Source organism: Streptomyces sp. 8K308, assembly GCF_004348315.1.
Taxonomy (GTDB): Bacteria; Actinomycetota; Actinomycetes; order Streptomycetales; family Streptomycetaceae; genus Streptomyces.
Genome location: NZ_SMKC01000181.1, coordinates 1 through 13,814 on the forward strand (window position 1 = coordinate 1; position 13,814 = coordinate 13,814).

The following is a 13,814-nucleotide window of genomic DNA, read 5'->3' on the forward strand; positions in this document are numbered from 1 at the left end:
TCCCCCGCCCAGACCTTCCGTCCCGTCCCGGGTCCCACGATCCACCCAGCCCCGCCGAGGTGTTGCCCTGTGTCCGAGTCCGTTCCAGGCCCCACCGTCCCCGAGCGCGCCGACCCGCCGTTCGCGGCGGTGGATCTCGGCGCGTCGAGCGGGCGGGTCATGCTGGGCTCGCTGGCCGGCGGCGGTCTCTCGCTGCGCGAAGTGCACCGGTTCCCCAACCGGCCGGTGCGGGCGGGCGGGACGCTGCACTGGGACATCCTGGCGTTGTACCAGGGGGTCTTGGACGGGCTGCGGGCGGCCGGCCGGGCGGCGGGCGGGCGGCTGGCCGGGGTCGGGATCGACTCCTGGGCGGTGGACTACGGACTCCTCGACGCCGACGGGGCGCTGCTCGGCAACCCCGTGCACTACCGGGACGCCCGCACCGAGGGAGTGGGCGAGCGGGTGGCGGAGCTCCTGTCACCCGAGGAGCTGTACGCGGCGACGGGCCTGCAGTACCTGCCGTTCAACACCGTCTACCAACTGGTCGCCGCGCGGGGCGGCCCGCAGCTGGCGGCGGCGGGGCGGCTGTTGTTGATCCCCGATCTGTTGGCGTACTGGCTGACCGGCGAGCAGGGCACGGAGCTGACCAACGCCTCGACGACGCAGCTGATCGATCCGCGCACCAGGGACTGGTCTTCCCGGGTGGCGGAGGCGCTGGACATCGACCTCGGCCTCTTCCCACCGCTGCGCGGCCCGGGCGATCCGGCGGGCCGGCTGCTGCCCGAGGTGCTGGCGGAGACGGGGCTCAGCGGCCCGGTGCCGGTGACCGCGGTCGGCTCGCACGACACGGCCTCGGCGGTGGCCGGAGTGCCGGCGGTCGACGAGCGGTTCGCCTACATCGCCACCGGCACCTGGTCGCTCGCCGGGGTGGAGCTCGACGCGCCGGTGCTCGGCGAGGAGAGCCGGCGGGCGAACTTCACCAACGAGCTCGGCGTGGACGGCACGGTCCGCTATCTGCGCAACATCATGGGCCTGTGGCTGCTGCAGGAGTGTCTGCGGGAGTGGGCGGCGGACGGCGGGTCGAGCGAGCTCGGGCCGCTGCTCGCGGCGGCCGGGCGGGCGCAGCCGCTGCGGTCCGTGGTGGACGCGGGCGACCCGGAGTTCATCCCGCCGGGCCGGATGCCGGAGCGGATCGCGGCGGCCTGCCGGCGCACCGGCCAGCCGGAGCCGCGGGACCGGGCGGAGACGGTGCGCTGCGTGGTCGACTCGCTGGCGTTGGCGCACCGGGCCGCGGTGTTCGACGCGCGGCGTCTTTCGGGGCGCGTGGTGGACACGGTGCATATCGTGGGGGGCGGCGCCCACAACGAACTGCTGTGCCAGCTGACGGCCGACGCCTGCGGTTTGCCGGTGGTGGCCGGTCCGGCGGAGGCGGCGGCCCTGGGCAACGTGCTGGTGCAGGCGCGGGCGTCGGGCGCGGTCACCGGCGGTCTCGCCGAGTTGCGGGCGCTGCTACGGGCGTCGCAGCCGCTGCGGCGCCACGAGCCCTCGGGCGACCAGGCGGCGTGGGCGGAGGCGGCCGCGCGGATCGCCGGTCGGGAAAGGAGCTGAGGGATGCGGGTGGCGCTGTTCGTGACGTGCGTGAACGACACGCTGTACCCCAGGACGGGGCGCGCCGTGGTCACGTTGCTCGAACGCCTCGGCGTGACGGTGGAGTTCCCGCTCGAACAGTCCTGCTGCGGGCAGGCGCAGTTCAACACGGGGTACCGACGGGAGTCCGAGCCGCTGGTGGCGCGCTTCGGGCGGGTCTTCGAGGGCTTCGACTACGTGGTGACGCCCTCGGGTTCGTGCACGGCCATGGTGCGGGAGAACTATCCGCGGGTCGGGGCGCGGGCGCGGGACGAGGGGCGCGGGGACGCGCTGGCGCGGGTGGCCGAGTCGGTGGTGCCGCGGACGGTGGAGCTGACGGAGTTCCTGGTGGACGTGCTGGGGGTGACGGACGTCGGCGCCTACTACCCGCACCGGGTGACATACCACCCGACCTGCCACGGCCTGCGGATGCTCGGCCTGGGCGACCGACCCCACCGGTTGCTGCGGGCGGTGCGGGGTCTCGAGCTGGTCGAGCTGCCGGGCGCCGAGGAGTGCTGCGGGTTCGGCGGCACGTTCGCGGTGAAGAACGCGGCGGTGTCGGCGGCGATGGGGGCCGACAAGGCGCGGGCCATCGTGGGCACGGGCGCGTCGGCGGTGTGCACGGTGGACAACTCGTGCCAGATGCACATCGGTGGCACGCTGTCCCGGATGGGCGCGACCGTTCGCCCCGTGCACCTCGCGGAGATCCTGGCCAGCACGGAGGAGGAGGTCTGGTGAGTGGCGGTGTGTTCGTGGGGATGCCGGCGTTCCCCGAGGCGGCGAAGGTTGCGGTGCGCGACGAGGTGTTGCGGGGGAACCTGCGGCACGCCACGGGCACCATCAGGGTCCGGCGGGCGGCGGCGGTGGCCGAGTTGGCCGACTGGGCGGCGCTGCGGGCGGCCGGGGCTGCGATCAAGGAGCGCACGCTGCGGCACCTCGACCACTACCTGCTCCAGGTGGAGGAGCGGGTCACCGCGGCGGGCGGGGTGGTGCACTGGGCCGCGGACGCCGCCGAGGCGAACCGGATCGTGACCGAGCTGGTCAGGGAGACCGGTGAGCACGAGGTGGTCAAGGTGAAGTCGATGGCCACCCAGGAGATCGGCCTCAACGAGGCGCTGGCCGAGGCCGGCATCACCGCGTACGAGACGGACCTGGCCGAGCTGATCGTGCAGCTGGGCGAGGACCGTCCCTCACACATCCTGGTGCCCGCGATCCACCGCAACCGGGGTGAGATCCGGGAGATCTTCGCCGACCGGATGGCCACCTGGGGCCGGCCGGCGCCGGAGGGTCTCACGGACGAGCCGGCGGAGCTGGCCGAGGCGGCCAGGCTGCACCTGCGGGAGAAGTTCCTGCGCGCGAAGGTGGCCGTCTCCGGCGCGAACTTCATGGTGGCGGAGACCGGCACCCTGGCGGTGGTGGAGTCCGAGGGCAACGGGCGGATGTGCCTGACGCTGCCGGAGACCCTGATCTCGGTCGTAGGCATCGAGAAGATCGTGCCGACCTGGCGGGACCTGGAGGTCTTCCTGCAGCTGCTGCCCCGGTCATCGACGGCCGAGCGGATGAACCCGTACACCTCGTTGTGGACCGGCACCACCGACGGCGACGGGCCGCGCGCCTTCCACCTGGTGCTGCTCGACAACGGCCGTACGGACACGCTGGCGGACACGGTGGGCCGGCAGGCGTTGCGCTGCATCCGCTGCTCGGCGTGCCTGAACGTGTGCCCGGTCTACGAGCGGACCGGCGGGCACGCTTACGGCTCGGTCTACCCGGGCCCCATCGGCGCCATCCTCACCCCGCAACTGCAGGGCATGGAGGACGAGTTGGCGGCGTCGCTGCCGTACGCCTCCTCGCTGTGCGGCGCCTGCTACCAGGTCTGCCCGGTGGCCATCGACATCCCTGACGTGCTGGTCCATCTGCGGGAGCGGGCCGCGACGGGCGGCACCGTCACCCGGCGCGGCGCCCCGGCCAGGATCCGGCCGGCCCGCGGCCACGCGGCCGAACGCGCGGCGATGCGGGCCGCCCGCTGGGCGCTCGACCGGCCCGCTGCGCTGCGCGTCGCGCAGCGGGTGGCCACCGCCACCCGGCGGCTGCACCCGCGCCGGCTGCCGGGTCCCGGCCGGGCGTGGACGGCGAGCCGGGACCTCCCGGCCTTCCCGGAGCAGAGCTTCCGCGACTGGTGGACGACGAGGAACCGAGATGACCGACAGCCGTGACCTGATCCTCGCCCGGATCCGCCGCGCCCTGGTGGACGTTCCGCCCGAGGAGGGGCCGCAGGACGTGCCGGTGCCACGCGACTACCTGACCAGCCACTCCCCCGCCGACCCGGTGGCCGTGTTGGCCGAGCACCTGGCCGACTACCGGGCCGTTGTCCACCACACCGACGCCGCCGGCCTGCCGGCGCTGATCACCGCCCGGCTCGCCGAGCGCGGCACCCGCACCCTGGTGGTGCCGCCCGGGCTGCCGCCCGAATGGCTCAGCGAGGTGGCGGGCACCTCGGGTGAGGCGGCTGTCACGGTGCGCGTCGACGCGCCGGACGACACCCCGGCGGAGCTCGACGCGGCCGACAGCGTGCTGACCGGCTGCGCCCTCGCCATCGCCGAGACCGGCACGATCGTCCTCGACGGCGGCCCGGACCAGGGCAGGCGGCGCATCACGCTGGTCCCCGACCACCACGTCTGCGTGATCCGGGCGCCGGAACAGGTCGTCGACTCGCTGCCGCTGGCGCTCCCGAGGCTGGACCCGAGCCGCCCCCAGACCTGGATCTCGGGGCCGTCCGCGACCAGCGACATCGAACTGAACCGGGTGGAGGGCGTGCACGGCCCGCGTACGCTTGAGGTGGTTTTGGTCCATATCTAACGCATGGCCGCACGCTTCGGATGGGATGGGCTATGGATCTGCTCGATGGCTTCGACCGGGGAATGGACGAGTTCGACCGGCGGGTGCACCAGGTGGGCAGCCGACAGTGGTCGTCCCCGACGCCCTGCTCCGACTGGTCGGTGCGGGACCTGGTGAACCACCTGACCAGCGAGCATCTGTGGGCGCCCTGGATGCTGCGCGGGGCCACGCTGGCCGAGGTGGGCGACCGGTTCGACGGCGACGTGCTCGGCGAGGACCCGGTCGGCGCCTGGGAGGCGGCCGCGGCCGCCTCCCGCGAGGCGGCGCACCGGCCGGGCGCGCTCGACTCCCCGGTGCACACCAGCGGGGGGCTCACACCGGCCGACGAGTACCTCCGCCAGATGACGCTCGACCTGACGGTGCACGCCTGGGACCTGTCCCGGGGCATCGGCGCCGACGACCGGCTCGACGACGAACTGGTGGGCATGGGGTACGACTACGTCGAGCCGCGGATCGGCGACTGGCAGGGGTTCGGTGTCTTCGACCCGCCGGTGGCGGTGGCGGACTCGGCCGGGACCCAGGACCAGCTGGTGGCGTTGCTCGGCCGTCAGCCGTAGGGCGAGGAGCGGGCCGCGCCCTACGCCCCGGGACCGTTACGCGGCGGTGGGTGGCGCCGTAGCGTCGCCGGCATGGACGCGAACGCCGCGGGAACGCTGGACGAGGCCCTGACCCGACTGCACGCCACCGGACCCGAGTTCAGGGGCTGGCCGACCAATCACGCGCCGATGGCGGTGGAGGCGCTGGCCCGGCACGGACAGGAGCACCACGTGCACCGCTGGGTGGACGCGTACCAGAGTCGTCTCGAGGACCGGCCGGCCGGTCATGAGCGGATCACGGCGGACAACTGGCGGGAGGCGCTGGGTGATCCGCGGTACTTGACGGACTGGGCCGAGTACTTCGGCGTGCTGCTCAGCGAGCGGCCGTGGCGCTCGGTGCTCGCCGAGTGGTGGCCGCGGCTGCTGCCCGGCATCACGGCCGCGGCCACCCATCCGGTGATCCGGGTCGGGCACGCGGTCCGGGTGCTGCTCAGCGAGGGCGAGACCGGGCCCAGGCGCGCCGAGTTGGCACACGCCCTCGGCTACTGGGCGGCCAGGCACCAGCGGTTGCCGGCGGGCATCGAGGCCCTGGCGGCGCCGTCGTCGGCCGAGGATGCGCTGCGCGCGGTGGAGGCGATCGAGGACCAGTCGGGCGGCATCAACGCCCGGCTCGGGCAGCTGCGGCGGTTGCCGGCCTGGACCGCCGGTGCGTCGGCCGAGGACCCGGCGGCGGTGTCTGAGCGGCTGGGCCGGCTGGTGCGGGCCGCGACGGAGTACTACGCCACGCACGGGCACGGCGAGCCGGTGATGCTGGTGCACGCGGCGACCGCGCCCAACGCCGTGCTGCGGACGCTGCCGGCGCTGCCGGTTGAGCTGTGGCCGGCGAGTCTGGAGGCGGCGTGGTCCGCGAGCGCCGGGGTGGTCGCGTCCTACCGGCCGGCGCGGAGCGTACCGGCCGGTCGGTCGGCGGCGCTCGACCCTGAGGAACTGTTCGAGCGGGCGGCGCTCCACGGCGACGCGCACGCCATCAAGCTGGTCGACACCGCGCTCGACGTGGCCGCGGCGCACCCGGACGACGGTCTCGCGCTGCAGGCCGGACTGCTGGCCGTGGAGCTGATCGACCCGCTCGGCTGAGCGGGTCGTTCAAGAGGTTCAGGGGGCCATGGCGGCTCCGAACGCCCGGTAGGCGGGTTCGTCGAACAGCACGAAGCGTAGCTCGACGAACCCGCCGACCGGGGCCGCCTCGGTGACCGCGTGGACCGCGACGCGGGCGGCGTCGGCGAGCGGCCAGCGGTAGACGCCGGTGGAGATGGCGGGGAAGGCGACGGTGGTCGCGCCGAGTTCGGCGGCCACCCGCAGCGACTCCCGGTAGCAGGAGGCCAGTTGCTCCGAGCGGTCCTCCGTGTGCGAGTGGACGGGGCCCACGGTGTGGATCACCCAGCGGGCGGGCAGCCGGCCCGCGGTGGTGGCGACCGCCCGGCCGGTGGGCAGGCCGCGGCCGTAGCGGGTGGCGCGCAGCCGGCGGCACTCGGCGAGGATCTCCGGGCCACCGCGGCGGTGGATGGCGCCGTCCACCCCGCCGCCGCCGAGCAGCGAGGAGTTGGCGGCGTTGACGATCGCGTCCACCCGCTGCTCCGTGATGTCGCCGAGCACCCGGGTGATGGCCGGGAGGGCGGTCATGCCGACGGCTCCGGCAGTCGGGCGGCCCAGGTGAGGCCGCCGAGCAGGTGGCGGCGGAAGGCGGGGTCAGCGAAGGACTCGCTGGTGTGGCCGAGCGCGGTGTAGAAGGACCGGCCGCCGGCGCGCTCGTGGCACCAGACCAGCGGGTGGTCGGCGCCCATCCGGCCGCCGGTGTAGGTGGTCTCGTCGGCGCTGGCCAGCACCCGCACCCGGCCGCGCGGGTTGGTGGTGAAGTTGTACCACTCGTCGGTGAACTCCCACCGGTCGCCCAGGTGCGCGGTGGCCGGGTGGTCGTGGTCCTCGACGGTGACGACACCCGGCTGTAGCGCGGGGTGGCCGTCGAAGACGGCGCCGACCACCGAGTCGCCGAACCAGGGCCAGCCGTACTCGGTGGTGGAGGCGCCGTGCACGCCGACGAAGCCGCCGCCGGCGGCGAGGTGGGCGCGCAGCGCCGCGCGCGAGGCGTCGGTCAGCGCGTCGCCGCTGGTGGACAGGAAGGCCACGGCGCGGCTCTCGGGCAGGCCGGTGGCCAGCTCCGCCGGGTCCTCGGTGGCCGTGACGGCGAACCCGTGGGCCGCGCCGAGCTCGCGGAATGCCTCGACACCGGCTGGGATGGAGTCGTGGCGGAAGCCGGTGGTCCTGGTGAAGAGCAGGATCTGCGGTGTGCTCATGGGGGTTCATCGTAGGAGCCGGATCCCGCTCTCGGCTTCGGCGGCCGCGGCGGCGAACTCCTGGTCTGTGGCTGATTCCACGGATGAAGGGGCCATGATCACAGCCATTCCGGGCACGGAGTACCAGGCAGGCGATTATCGCGGGGCATATTCACCGACGGGTCTTCCGCTCCGCCCCCTAGGACCCCATGATCTTGGGCGTACCGCAGTGAGGAGTACCTATGCCCCGTGAACACGTTGCCCGGCTGTTCGTCCAGCAGGCCGGGGAATGCGCTCGGCTCGGCTCGTCCCTGTACGCGGCGCTGCTGGAGCGGGCGGCCAGCGACGTCGTGGAGGGCGGGCCCTGCGCCGACGCGGTGGCCGGGTACGAGCAGAGCGGGGTCGAGGAGGCGCTTCCCCTGCGGCTGCTGGGCGGCGTGCACTCGCTGGTGCTGACCGGGCGCGCGCCGGAACTCGCCGCGTACTACCCGAGCGCGGGTGGTGCGTTCACGCCGGCGGACGGGGACGCCGTGTGGTGCGCCTTCCGGTCCGTGGTGGCCGAGGAGCGCGGGTGGCTGCGGGAGTGGCTGCGCCGGCCGCCGCAGACCAACGAGGTGGGCCGCGCCTCGCTGCTGCTCGCGGGCCTGCTGTACACCGTGCCCACGGCGCAGCGTCCCGTCCGGTTGTTCGAGCTGGGCTCGAGCGCCGGGCTCAACCTGCGCGCCGAGCAGTTCCGTTACACGGCGGGGGACTTCGCCTGGGGGCCCGCCGACTCGCTGGTGCGGCTGACCGACACCTGGGAGGGGTGCGTGCCGGACTGGCTGCGCACCGGCGCCGACCGGCACCAGGCGCTGCGGATCGTGGAGCGGCGGGGCTGCGATCCGACGCCGATCGACCCGCTGTCCACGGACGGGGCGCTGGCGCTGCGCTCGTACGTGTGGCCCGACCAGCGGGAGCGGACCGAACGCCTGGAGGGGGCGCTGCGGATCGCGGCCAAGGTGCCGGCCACGGTGGAGGCGGCGGGCGCCGCCGACTTCCTGGCCGAGGTGGAGCTCGAACCCGGCACGGTGACGGTGCTCTGGCACTCGGTGATGCGCCAGTACGTGCCGGCCGAGGAGTGGGCCAGGGTGGAGCGGGAGATGGCGCGGCTCGCGGCCGCCGCGACGGACGACGCCGGCTTCGCCTATCTGGCGTTCGAGCCGCGCGACGTGGCCGGCCAGCCCGGCTTCTGGCTCTCGGTGCGGGTGGGCGCCGGCCCCGAGCGGCTGCTGGCGAGCGCCATGCCGCACGGGCTGCCGGCCCGCTGGCCGGACGGGGGCGCCTGACGCACGATGGGGTCATGGCACAGGCGATGACCGAGCCCGAGTGGCGGGCCTTCCTCTCGACCGGCACCAGGACCGCCAAGCTCGCCACGGTGCGGGCCGACGGCTCCCCCCACGTGGCGCCCGTGTGGTTCGTCGTGGACGGCGACGATCTGGTGCTCACCACCGGCGCCAGCTCGGTGAAGGGCCGCAACCTGGCGCGGGACGGCCGGGTGGCGCTCTGCGTGGACGACGACGTGCCGCCGTTCGGCTTCGTCGTGGTGCACGGCCGCGCCACGCTGAGCGAGGACCAGGCGGACCTGCTCACCTGAGCGACCAGGATCGGCGGCAGGTACCTGGGCGAGGACCAGGCGGAGCGGCTCGGCGCGCGCAACGCCACCCCGGGCGAACTGCTGGTCCGGGTGCGGATCGAGAAGGTCGTCGGCTACTCGGCGGTGGCCGACTGACGAGCGGACGCCACCCGCCGGCGCGCGGTTCCCGGCCCGGTCAGCCGCGCAGCCAGGTGCGCCGGTCGCGGGCCAGGCCGTAGAGGGTCTCGACGCCGTCCGGCCTGAGCACCCCGCCGCGCCCGGCGAGTCCGGCCAACGCGTGCTCCTGGAGCACCTCGACGTCCCGCAGCCCGGGCGCCACGGTGACGGACGCCGCGGCCACGCAGACCAGGACCGGCTGGACGGCCACCCGGAAACCGCAGGCGGCGGAGAGCGCGTGGGCCGCCCGGTGGGCGTCGCGGCGGCAGCGCCGGACGTGGGGCTCCGCGCGCCGGGTGCCGATCCGCACCAGTTCCTCCTCGACCGCGAGACGGGCGCCGCGGTGCAGCACCGTCCGGAAGCTGAGCACCCCGCCCGGGCCGATGGCCAGGTGCGAGATGTCCGCGGCGCCGGGCAGCGGGATGGAGTGCAGGACCCGCCAGCCGGCGCCCGCGAGCGCGTCGAGCGCGGTGCCGGCCAGCTGCTCGCCGCGCAGGGCCGTCAGCAGCGCCTCACGCCGCGCCGAGCGGCCGAGCAGTCGGTCGGCGGCCAGCCGCACCCGGCCGGCCGGCAGCGTGGCCACCAGGCCGTGCAGGATCTCCCCCGGTCGGTTCGGCGCGAGGTCGTCGTCCGGATGCAGCCACAGCGGACCGCTGCCCCGGAGGGCCCCGCCGCCCGGATCCGGTGGAATCCCGTTGCCGTGTTCCCAGCCGCCCATGGCACCATCGTGCAGTCCTCGGGGGCGGAGGTCATCTCCGATGGCGGAAACGGGAGGAAACCGGCAGTGACGCGACTGATCGACACAGTGGCATGGGTGCACCTGGCGGAGGGGCGGCTGCTCACGGCGCGTTCCCGGGGAAAGGACGTCTTCTACATCCCGGGCGGCAAGCGGGACCCGGGCGAGAGCGACCTGGAGGCCCTGGTGCGGGAGGTGCGGGAGGAGCTGACGGTGGCGCTGCTGCCGGAGACGGTGGCGCACCTGGGCACCTGGACGGGGCAGGCGGACGGGCAGCCGGAGGGGACGCTGGTACGGATGGCCTGTTACACGGGCGAGTACCGGGGCACGCTCGCCGCCTCGAGCGAGATCGAGGAGATCGCCTGGCTGGGACTGGCGGAGAAGCACCGCACGGCGGTGGTGGACCACGAGGTGTTCGATCTGCTGGCCGCGCGGGGCGAGGTGTGGTGAGCGCCCGGTCGTGAGCCGCCGGGACGGCGTGTCCTTCCGTACGATGGGAGCCGGCGAACGGAAGGACGGCGCGGTGGCCGGAGCACGGACCGACGGGCGGGTGGAGCGCGGGAACCAGACACGCCGGCTGGTGCTCGCGCGGACGATGGACATCGCCTCTGTCGAGGGCCTGGAGGGGCTGTCCATCGGGCGGCTCGCGACCGAGCTCGGGCTCAGCAAGAGCGGGGTGTTCGCCCTCTTCGGCTCCAAGGAGGAGCTTCAGCTGGCCACGATCCGCGCGGCGCGCGCGGTGTTCGCGGACCGGGTGGCGCGCCCGCCGGCGTCCGAGCCGCCGGGTCCCGGCCGGGTCTGGCGGCTGTGCACGGCGTATCTGGAGTACTCCCGGGACCGCGTCTTCACGGGCGGCTGCTTCTTCGTCACGGTCGCGGCCGAGTTCGGGGCCCGCAGCGGGCCGGTGCGGGACGCGGTCGCGGCGGCGCGCGGCGAGTGGGGCGACCACGTGACCGGGGTCATCGAGGAGGCCAGGCTGGGCGGTGGGCTGCGGACGGACACCGACGCCCGGCAGCTGGCCTTCGAGTTGATGGCGCTGCTCGAGATGGCCAACGCGGAGTCCACGCTGTACGGGGACGAGCAGGGGTACGAGCTGGCGGCGGCGGGGATCAGGGCGCGGCTGCGGGCCGCGGCGTCGAACCCCGCGGCGCTAGCCGATGTCGTCGGCTGAGAGGAAGTCGAGTACCTCCTCGATGACGGCCGGGTCGGCGATGATGCGGCGATGGCCAAGCCCGCTGGTGACCAGCAGCCGCGCCTGTCCTTCGTAGGCGGCGGCCACCATCCGGGACTGGCCGATGTCGATCATGTCGTCCGCCTCGTCGTGGACCAGCAGCATCGGCATGGTCAGCTCGGCCGGCCGGTGGGTGGCGGAGAAGCGCCGCCAGATGTCGGGCTCGTCGGGGAAGACCCGCCGTTCGATGTCCCGCCTGAGGCGGGGCACGAGACGGTGGCTCAGCTCGAGCGAGGCGCGGAAGCCGTCGACCAGGTAGCCGAACTCGGCGGGCGCGGCGATGGCCACCAGGCGGTCGGCCTTGACCTCGTCGCGCAGCGCGAAGAAGAGGGAGAGGCCGCCGACCGAGTGGCCGACGGCGGCGGCGAAGCGGCCGTGTTCCGCGTGCAGGCGGCGAGCCAGCTCCCGGTACTCGAGGATCGAGGTCTCCCGGCCGGCCGACTCGCCGCAGCCGGGCGCGTCGAAGGTCACGGGGCTGTAGCCGGCGTCGAGCAGCGCCTCGGCGAGCGGGGTGAGGCGGGAGGCCCGGGAGAGCCAGCCGTGGGTGAGCAGCACCGGGCGGCGGCCGTCCCCCCACGAGTAGACGATCGTCTCCTTGCCCGCGATGGTCAGCCGGTCACGGGTGGCGCGGCGCATCATCGGCTCTTCCGCCGGGCGCATGGCGACGCGGACGGCGGGGTGGCGGTAGAAGTGGAGCGCCCAGCGGCCGGCGAGGCCGGGGGCGACGTGCGTCGTGGTGTTGAGCGCGGTCCTGATCAGTGCCGCTCTGAGTCGCATCCCTCGGCCCTCTCGGTCGGCTGCTGCGGCCGGTCGCGATATTAGCACGATCGTTCGCACAGTTTTCTGGGCCGTGGCGCAGCCCCGGACGGGGCCGAGCCGTCAGGGCCTCGCGACCTCCACCGCCTGCCGGTCGGGCTCCGGATCCGCCGGCCCGACCCGCGCGTCCCGCCGCACCAGGTCGGCGTACCGGCCGCCGAGCGCCACCAGCTCCGCGTGGTTGCCGCGTTCGGCGATCCGACCGCCGTCGAGCACCACGATCTGGTCGGCGTCCCTGATGGTGGAGAGCCGGTGCGCGATGGTGATCGTCGTCCGGCCGGCCGACAGCGCGTCTATGGCCCGCTGCACGGCCAACTCGGTTCGGGTGTCGAGCGCGCTGGTCGCCTCGTCGAGCACCAGCACCGGCGGGTCACGCAGGATGGTGCGGGCGATCGCCAGACGCTGCTTCTCGCCGCCCGAGAAGCGGTAGCCGCGCTCGCCGACCACCGTGTCGTAGCCGTCGGGCAGCGCGGCGATGTGCTCGTGGATCTGGGCCGCCCTGGCCGCCGCCTCCAACTCCTCCTGATCGGCCCCGGGCTTGGCGAACCGCAGGTTGTCCGCGACCGAGGCGTGGAAGAGGTAGGTCTCCTGGGAGACCACGCCCACCGCCCGGGTGAGCGAGTCGAAGCCGAGGTCGCGCACGTCGACGCCGTCCAGCGTGACGCGGCCCTCCGTGACGTCGTAGAGCCGGGGCACCAGATAGCCGAGGGTGCTCTTCCCCGCGCCGGTCGGGCCCACGATGGCCAGCGAACCGCCAGCGGGCACGGTCAGGTCGATGTCGGCCAGGGTGGGCTCGGCAGCCGGGTCGTAGGAGAAGGAGACCCGGTCGAACCGCACCTCGCCGCGCGGCTTCGCGATCTCAACGGCCCCCGGCCGCTCGGTGATGTCCACCGGTAGGTCAAGGTACTCGAAGATCCGCTGGAAGAGCGCGAGCGAGGCCTGGATCTCCACGCCCGTCGACAGCAGCGAGACGGCGGGGCGCAGCAGCCCCTGCTGGAGGCTGACGAAGGCCACCAGGGTGCCGATGGACGGCGGAGCGCCGCCGATCTGGTACATGACCCCGGCCGACCAGTACAGCAGGGCCGGGATCGCCGCCATGATCATGCCGATGGTGGCCATCCGCCAGCGTCCGGCCATGTTGGCCCGCACCTCGAGGCCGACCAGACGCTCCGACTCGGTGGCGAAGTCCCGGGTGAGCGCCTCGGAGCGGCCCATGGTGCGGCCGAGCAGCACGCCGCTGACCGACAGCGACTCGGTGACCATGGCCGCCATCACGGCCATCTGCTTCTGCCGCTGGGTGGTGATCCGCTTTCGCTCCCGACCGACCCGGCGGGCCAGCCAGACGAAGAACGGCAGCAGCGCGAGCGAGACCAGCGTCAGCCGCCAGTCGAGCGCGAGCATGGCGACCAGGGTGGCGACCACGGAGGTGAGGTTGGAGACCAGCGAGGTCGCGGTGGAGGTGACCGTGGCCTGCATGCCGCCGATGTCGTTGGCGATGCGGGACTGCACCTCACCGGTCCTTGTCCTGGTGAAGAAGGCCAGCGGCATCCGCTGCAGCTTGCCGTAGACGGCGGTGCGCAGGTCGTGCATGACCTGCTGTCCGACCGTGGTGGAGATCAGGGTCTGCAGCACCCCGAAGATGCTGCTGGTCACGGCTGCCGCGATCATGCCGAGGGCGAGCAGCGCGAGCAGCCCGGTGCGTCGGTCGGGGAGCGCGGTGTCGATGACCTCGCGCAGCAGGAACGGGGAGGCGACGGCGACGAGCGAGGACGCGCCCACCAGCAGGGCCACGACGGCGAGCCGGCCGCGGTAGGGGCGGAAGAGACGGAGGATGCGCCGGAGCTGGGCGGGCGGCGGGCCGGAGGCGGGCTCCTGG

Annotated in this window: 14 protein-coding genes and 1 pseudogene; 10 read left to right on the forward strand and 5 right to left on the reverse strand. The window is 74.1% G+C overall.

Going from position 1 to position 13,814, the window contains the following annotated elements; translation table 11 throughout:
- Window positions 1–69: 69 nt before the first annotated feature.
- The 6 genes from E1265_RS22625 to E1265_RS22650 all read left to right on the forward strand — a co-directional run bounded on the left by E1265_RS22625 (window position 70) and on the right by E1265_RS22650 (window position 6,170).
- Window positions 70–1,587 carry a rhamnulokinase gene (locus tag E1265_RS22625; protein ID WP_279571452.1) on the forward strand — a complete coding sequence of 506 codons (1,518 nt, stop codon included), beginning with the start codon at window positions 70–72 and terminating at the stop codon, window positions 1,585–1,587.
- A 3-nt stretch (window positions 1,588–1,590) separates the two neighbouring features.
- On the forward strand, window positions 1,591–2,343 hold the full coding sequence (locus E1265_RS22630; protein ID WP_132932755.1) for a (Fe-S)-binding protein: 753 nt from the start codon (window positions 1,591–1,593) through the stop codon (window positions 2,341–2,343).
- A 20-nt stretch (window positions 2,344–2,363) separates the two neighbouring features.
- Window positions 2,364–3,818 carry a lactate utilization protein B gene (locus tag E1265_RS22635; protein ID WP_132932781.1) on the forward strand — a complete coding sequence of 485 codons (1,455 nt, stop codon included), beginning with the start codon at window positions 2,364–2,366 and terminating at the stop codon, window positions 3,816–3,818.
- Complete coding sequence (locus E1265_RS22640; protein WP_132932757.1) at window positions 3,802–4,461, forward strand: lactate utilization protein C; 660 nt, start codon at window positions 3,802–3,804, stop codon at window positions 4,459–4,461. The genes E1265_RS22635 and E1265_RS22640 overlap by 17 nt, the downstream gene beginning before the upstream one ends.
- Window positions 4,462–4,493: 32 nt before the next feature.
- A complete protein-coding gene (locus tag E1265_RS22645) occupies window positions 4,494–5,057 on the forward strand; it encodes a TIGR03086 family metal-binding protein (RefSeq protein ID WP_132932759.1) in 564 nt (187 codons plus the stop codon).
- 72 nt (window positions 5,058–5,129) lie between these two features.
- Window positions 5,130–6,170 carry a questin oxidase family protein gene (locus E1265_RS22650; RefSeq protein ID WP_132932761.1) on the forward strand — a complete coding sequence of 347 codons (1,041 nt, stop codon included), beginning with the start codon at window positions 5,130–5,132 and terminating at the stop codon, window positions 6,168–6,170.
- 18 nt (window positions 6,171–6,188) lie between these two features.
- On the opposite strand, the gene E1265_RS22655 is transcribed toward E1265_RS22650, so the two are convergent.
- Together E1265_RS22655 and E1265_RS22660 are read right to left on the reverse strand one after the other, a co-directional pair.
- On the reverse strand, window positions 6,189–6,716 hold the full coding sequence (locus E1265_RS22655; RefSeq protein WP_132932763.1) for an O-acetyl-ADP-ribose deacetylase: 528 nt from the start codon (window positions 6,714–6,716) through the stop codon (window positions 6,189–6,191).
- Window positions 6,713–7,387, reverse strand: coding sequence for a ThuA domain-containing protein (locus E1265_RS22660; protein ID WP_132932765.1), 675 nt, complete (start codon window positions 7,385–7,387; stop codon window positions 6,713–6,715). Before E1265_RS22660 ends, E1265_RS22655 begins: the two co-directional genes overlap by 4 nt.
- 221 nt (window positions 7,388–7,608) lie before the next feature.
- Between E1265_RS22660 and E1265_RS22665 the strand changes: the two genes are divergently transcribed.
- Complete coding sequence (locus E1265_RS22665) at window positions 7,609–8,691, forward strand: DUF2332 domain-containing protein (protein ID WP_132932767.1); 1,083 nt, start codon at window positions 7,609–7,611, stop codon at window positions 8,689–8,691.
- Window positions 8,692–8,705: 14 nt separating this feature from the next.
- A pseudogene (locus E1265_RS22670) lies at window positions 8,706–9,134 on the forward strand (PPOX class F420-dependent oxidoreductase).
- Between the two features lie 40 nt (window positions 9,135–9,174).
- Here the strand turns inward: E1265_RS22670 and E1265_RS22675 are convergent.
- Complete coding sequence (locus E1265_RS22675; protein WP_132932769.1) at window positions 9,175–9,873, reverse strand: nuclease-related domain-containing protein; 699 nt, start codon at window positions 9,871–9,873, stop codon at window positions 9,175–9,177.
- Between the two features lie 66 nt (window positions 9,874–9,939).
- Here E1265_RS22675 and E1265_RS22680 point away from each other — a divergent pair, with 66 nt between their 5' ends.
- Window positions 9,940–10,341 carry an NUDIX domain-containing protein gene (locus E1265_RS22680; protein WP_243741022.1) on the forward strand — a complete coding sequence of 134 codons (402 nt, stop codon included), beginning with the start codon at window positions 9,940–9,942 and terminating at the stop codon, window positions 10,339–10,341.
- A 73-nt stretch (window positions 10,342–10,414) separates the two neighbouring features.
- The gene (locus tag E1265_RS22685) at window positions 10,415–11,062 is read left to right on the forward strand and encodes a TetR/AcrR family transcriptional regulator (RefSeq protein WP_132932773.1); all 648 of its coding nucleotides are present in this window, start codon (window positions 10,415–10,417) and stop codon (window positions 11,060–11,062) included.
- Here E1265_RS22685 and E1265_RS22690 read toward each other — a convergent pair.
- Window positions 11,042–11,899 (reverse strand): alpha/beta hydrolase, encoded by an 858-nt coding sequence (locus tag E1265_RS22690; protein ID WP_132932775.1) that lies wholly within the window; start codon window positions 11,897–11,899, stop codon window positions 11,042–11,044. The genes E1265_RS22685 and E1265_RS22690 overlap by 21 nt on opposite strands.
- 102 nt (window positions 11,900–12,001) lie before the next feature.
- Window positions 12,002–13,814: ABC transporter ATP-binding protein (locus tag E1265_RS22695; RefSeq protein ID WP_132932777.1), on the reverse strand; the 1,813-nt coding region annotated here is incomplete at its 5' end.

Excerpts from the sequence above, each read along its gene's own strand:
- E1265_RS22630 (WP_132932755.1), top strand. The coding sequence starts at position 1,591 with ATGCGGGTGGCGCTGTTCGTGACGTGCGTGAACGACACGCTGTACCCC.
- E1265_RS22635 (WP_132932781.1), top strand. The coding sequence starts at position 2,364 with ATGCCGGCGTTCCCCGAGGCGGCGAAGGTTGCGGTGCGCGACGAGGTG.
- E1265_RS22640 (WP_132932757.1), top strand. The coding sequence starts at position 3,802 with ATGACCGACAGCCGTGACCTGATCCTCGCCCGGATCCGCCGCGCCCTG.
- E1265_RS22645 (WP_132932759.1), top strand. The coding sequence starts at position 4,494 with ATGGATCTGCTCGATGGCTTCGACCGGGGAATGGACGAGTTCGACCGG.
- E1265_RS22650 (WP_132932761.1), top strand. The coding sequence starts at position 5,130 with ATGGACGCGAACGCCGCGGGAACGCTGGACGAGGCCCTGACCCGACTG.
- E1265_RS22655 (WP_132932763.1), bottom strand. The coding sequence starts at position 6,716 with ATGACCGCCCTCCCGGCCATCACCCGGGTGCTCGGCGACATCACGGAG.
- E1265_RS22660 (WP_132932765.1), bottom strand. The coding sequence starts at position 7,387 with ATGAGCACACCGCAGATCCTGCTCTTCACCAGGACCACCGGCTTCCGC.
- E1265_RS22665 (WP_132932767.1), top strand. The coding sequence starts at position 7,609 with ATGCCCCGTGAACACGTTGCCCGGCTGTTCGTCCAGCAGGCCGGGGAA.
- E1265_RS22675 (WP_132932769.1), bottom strand. The coding sequence starts at position 9,873 with ATGGGCGGCTGGGAACACGGCAACGGGATTCCACCGGATCCGGGCGGC.
- E1265_RS22690 (WP_132932775.1), bottom strand. The coding sequence starts at position 11,899 with ATGCGACTCAGAGCGGCACTGATCAGGACCGCGCTCAACACCACGACG.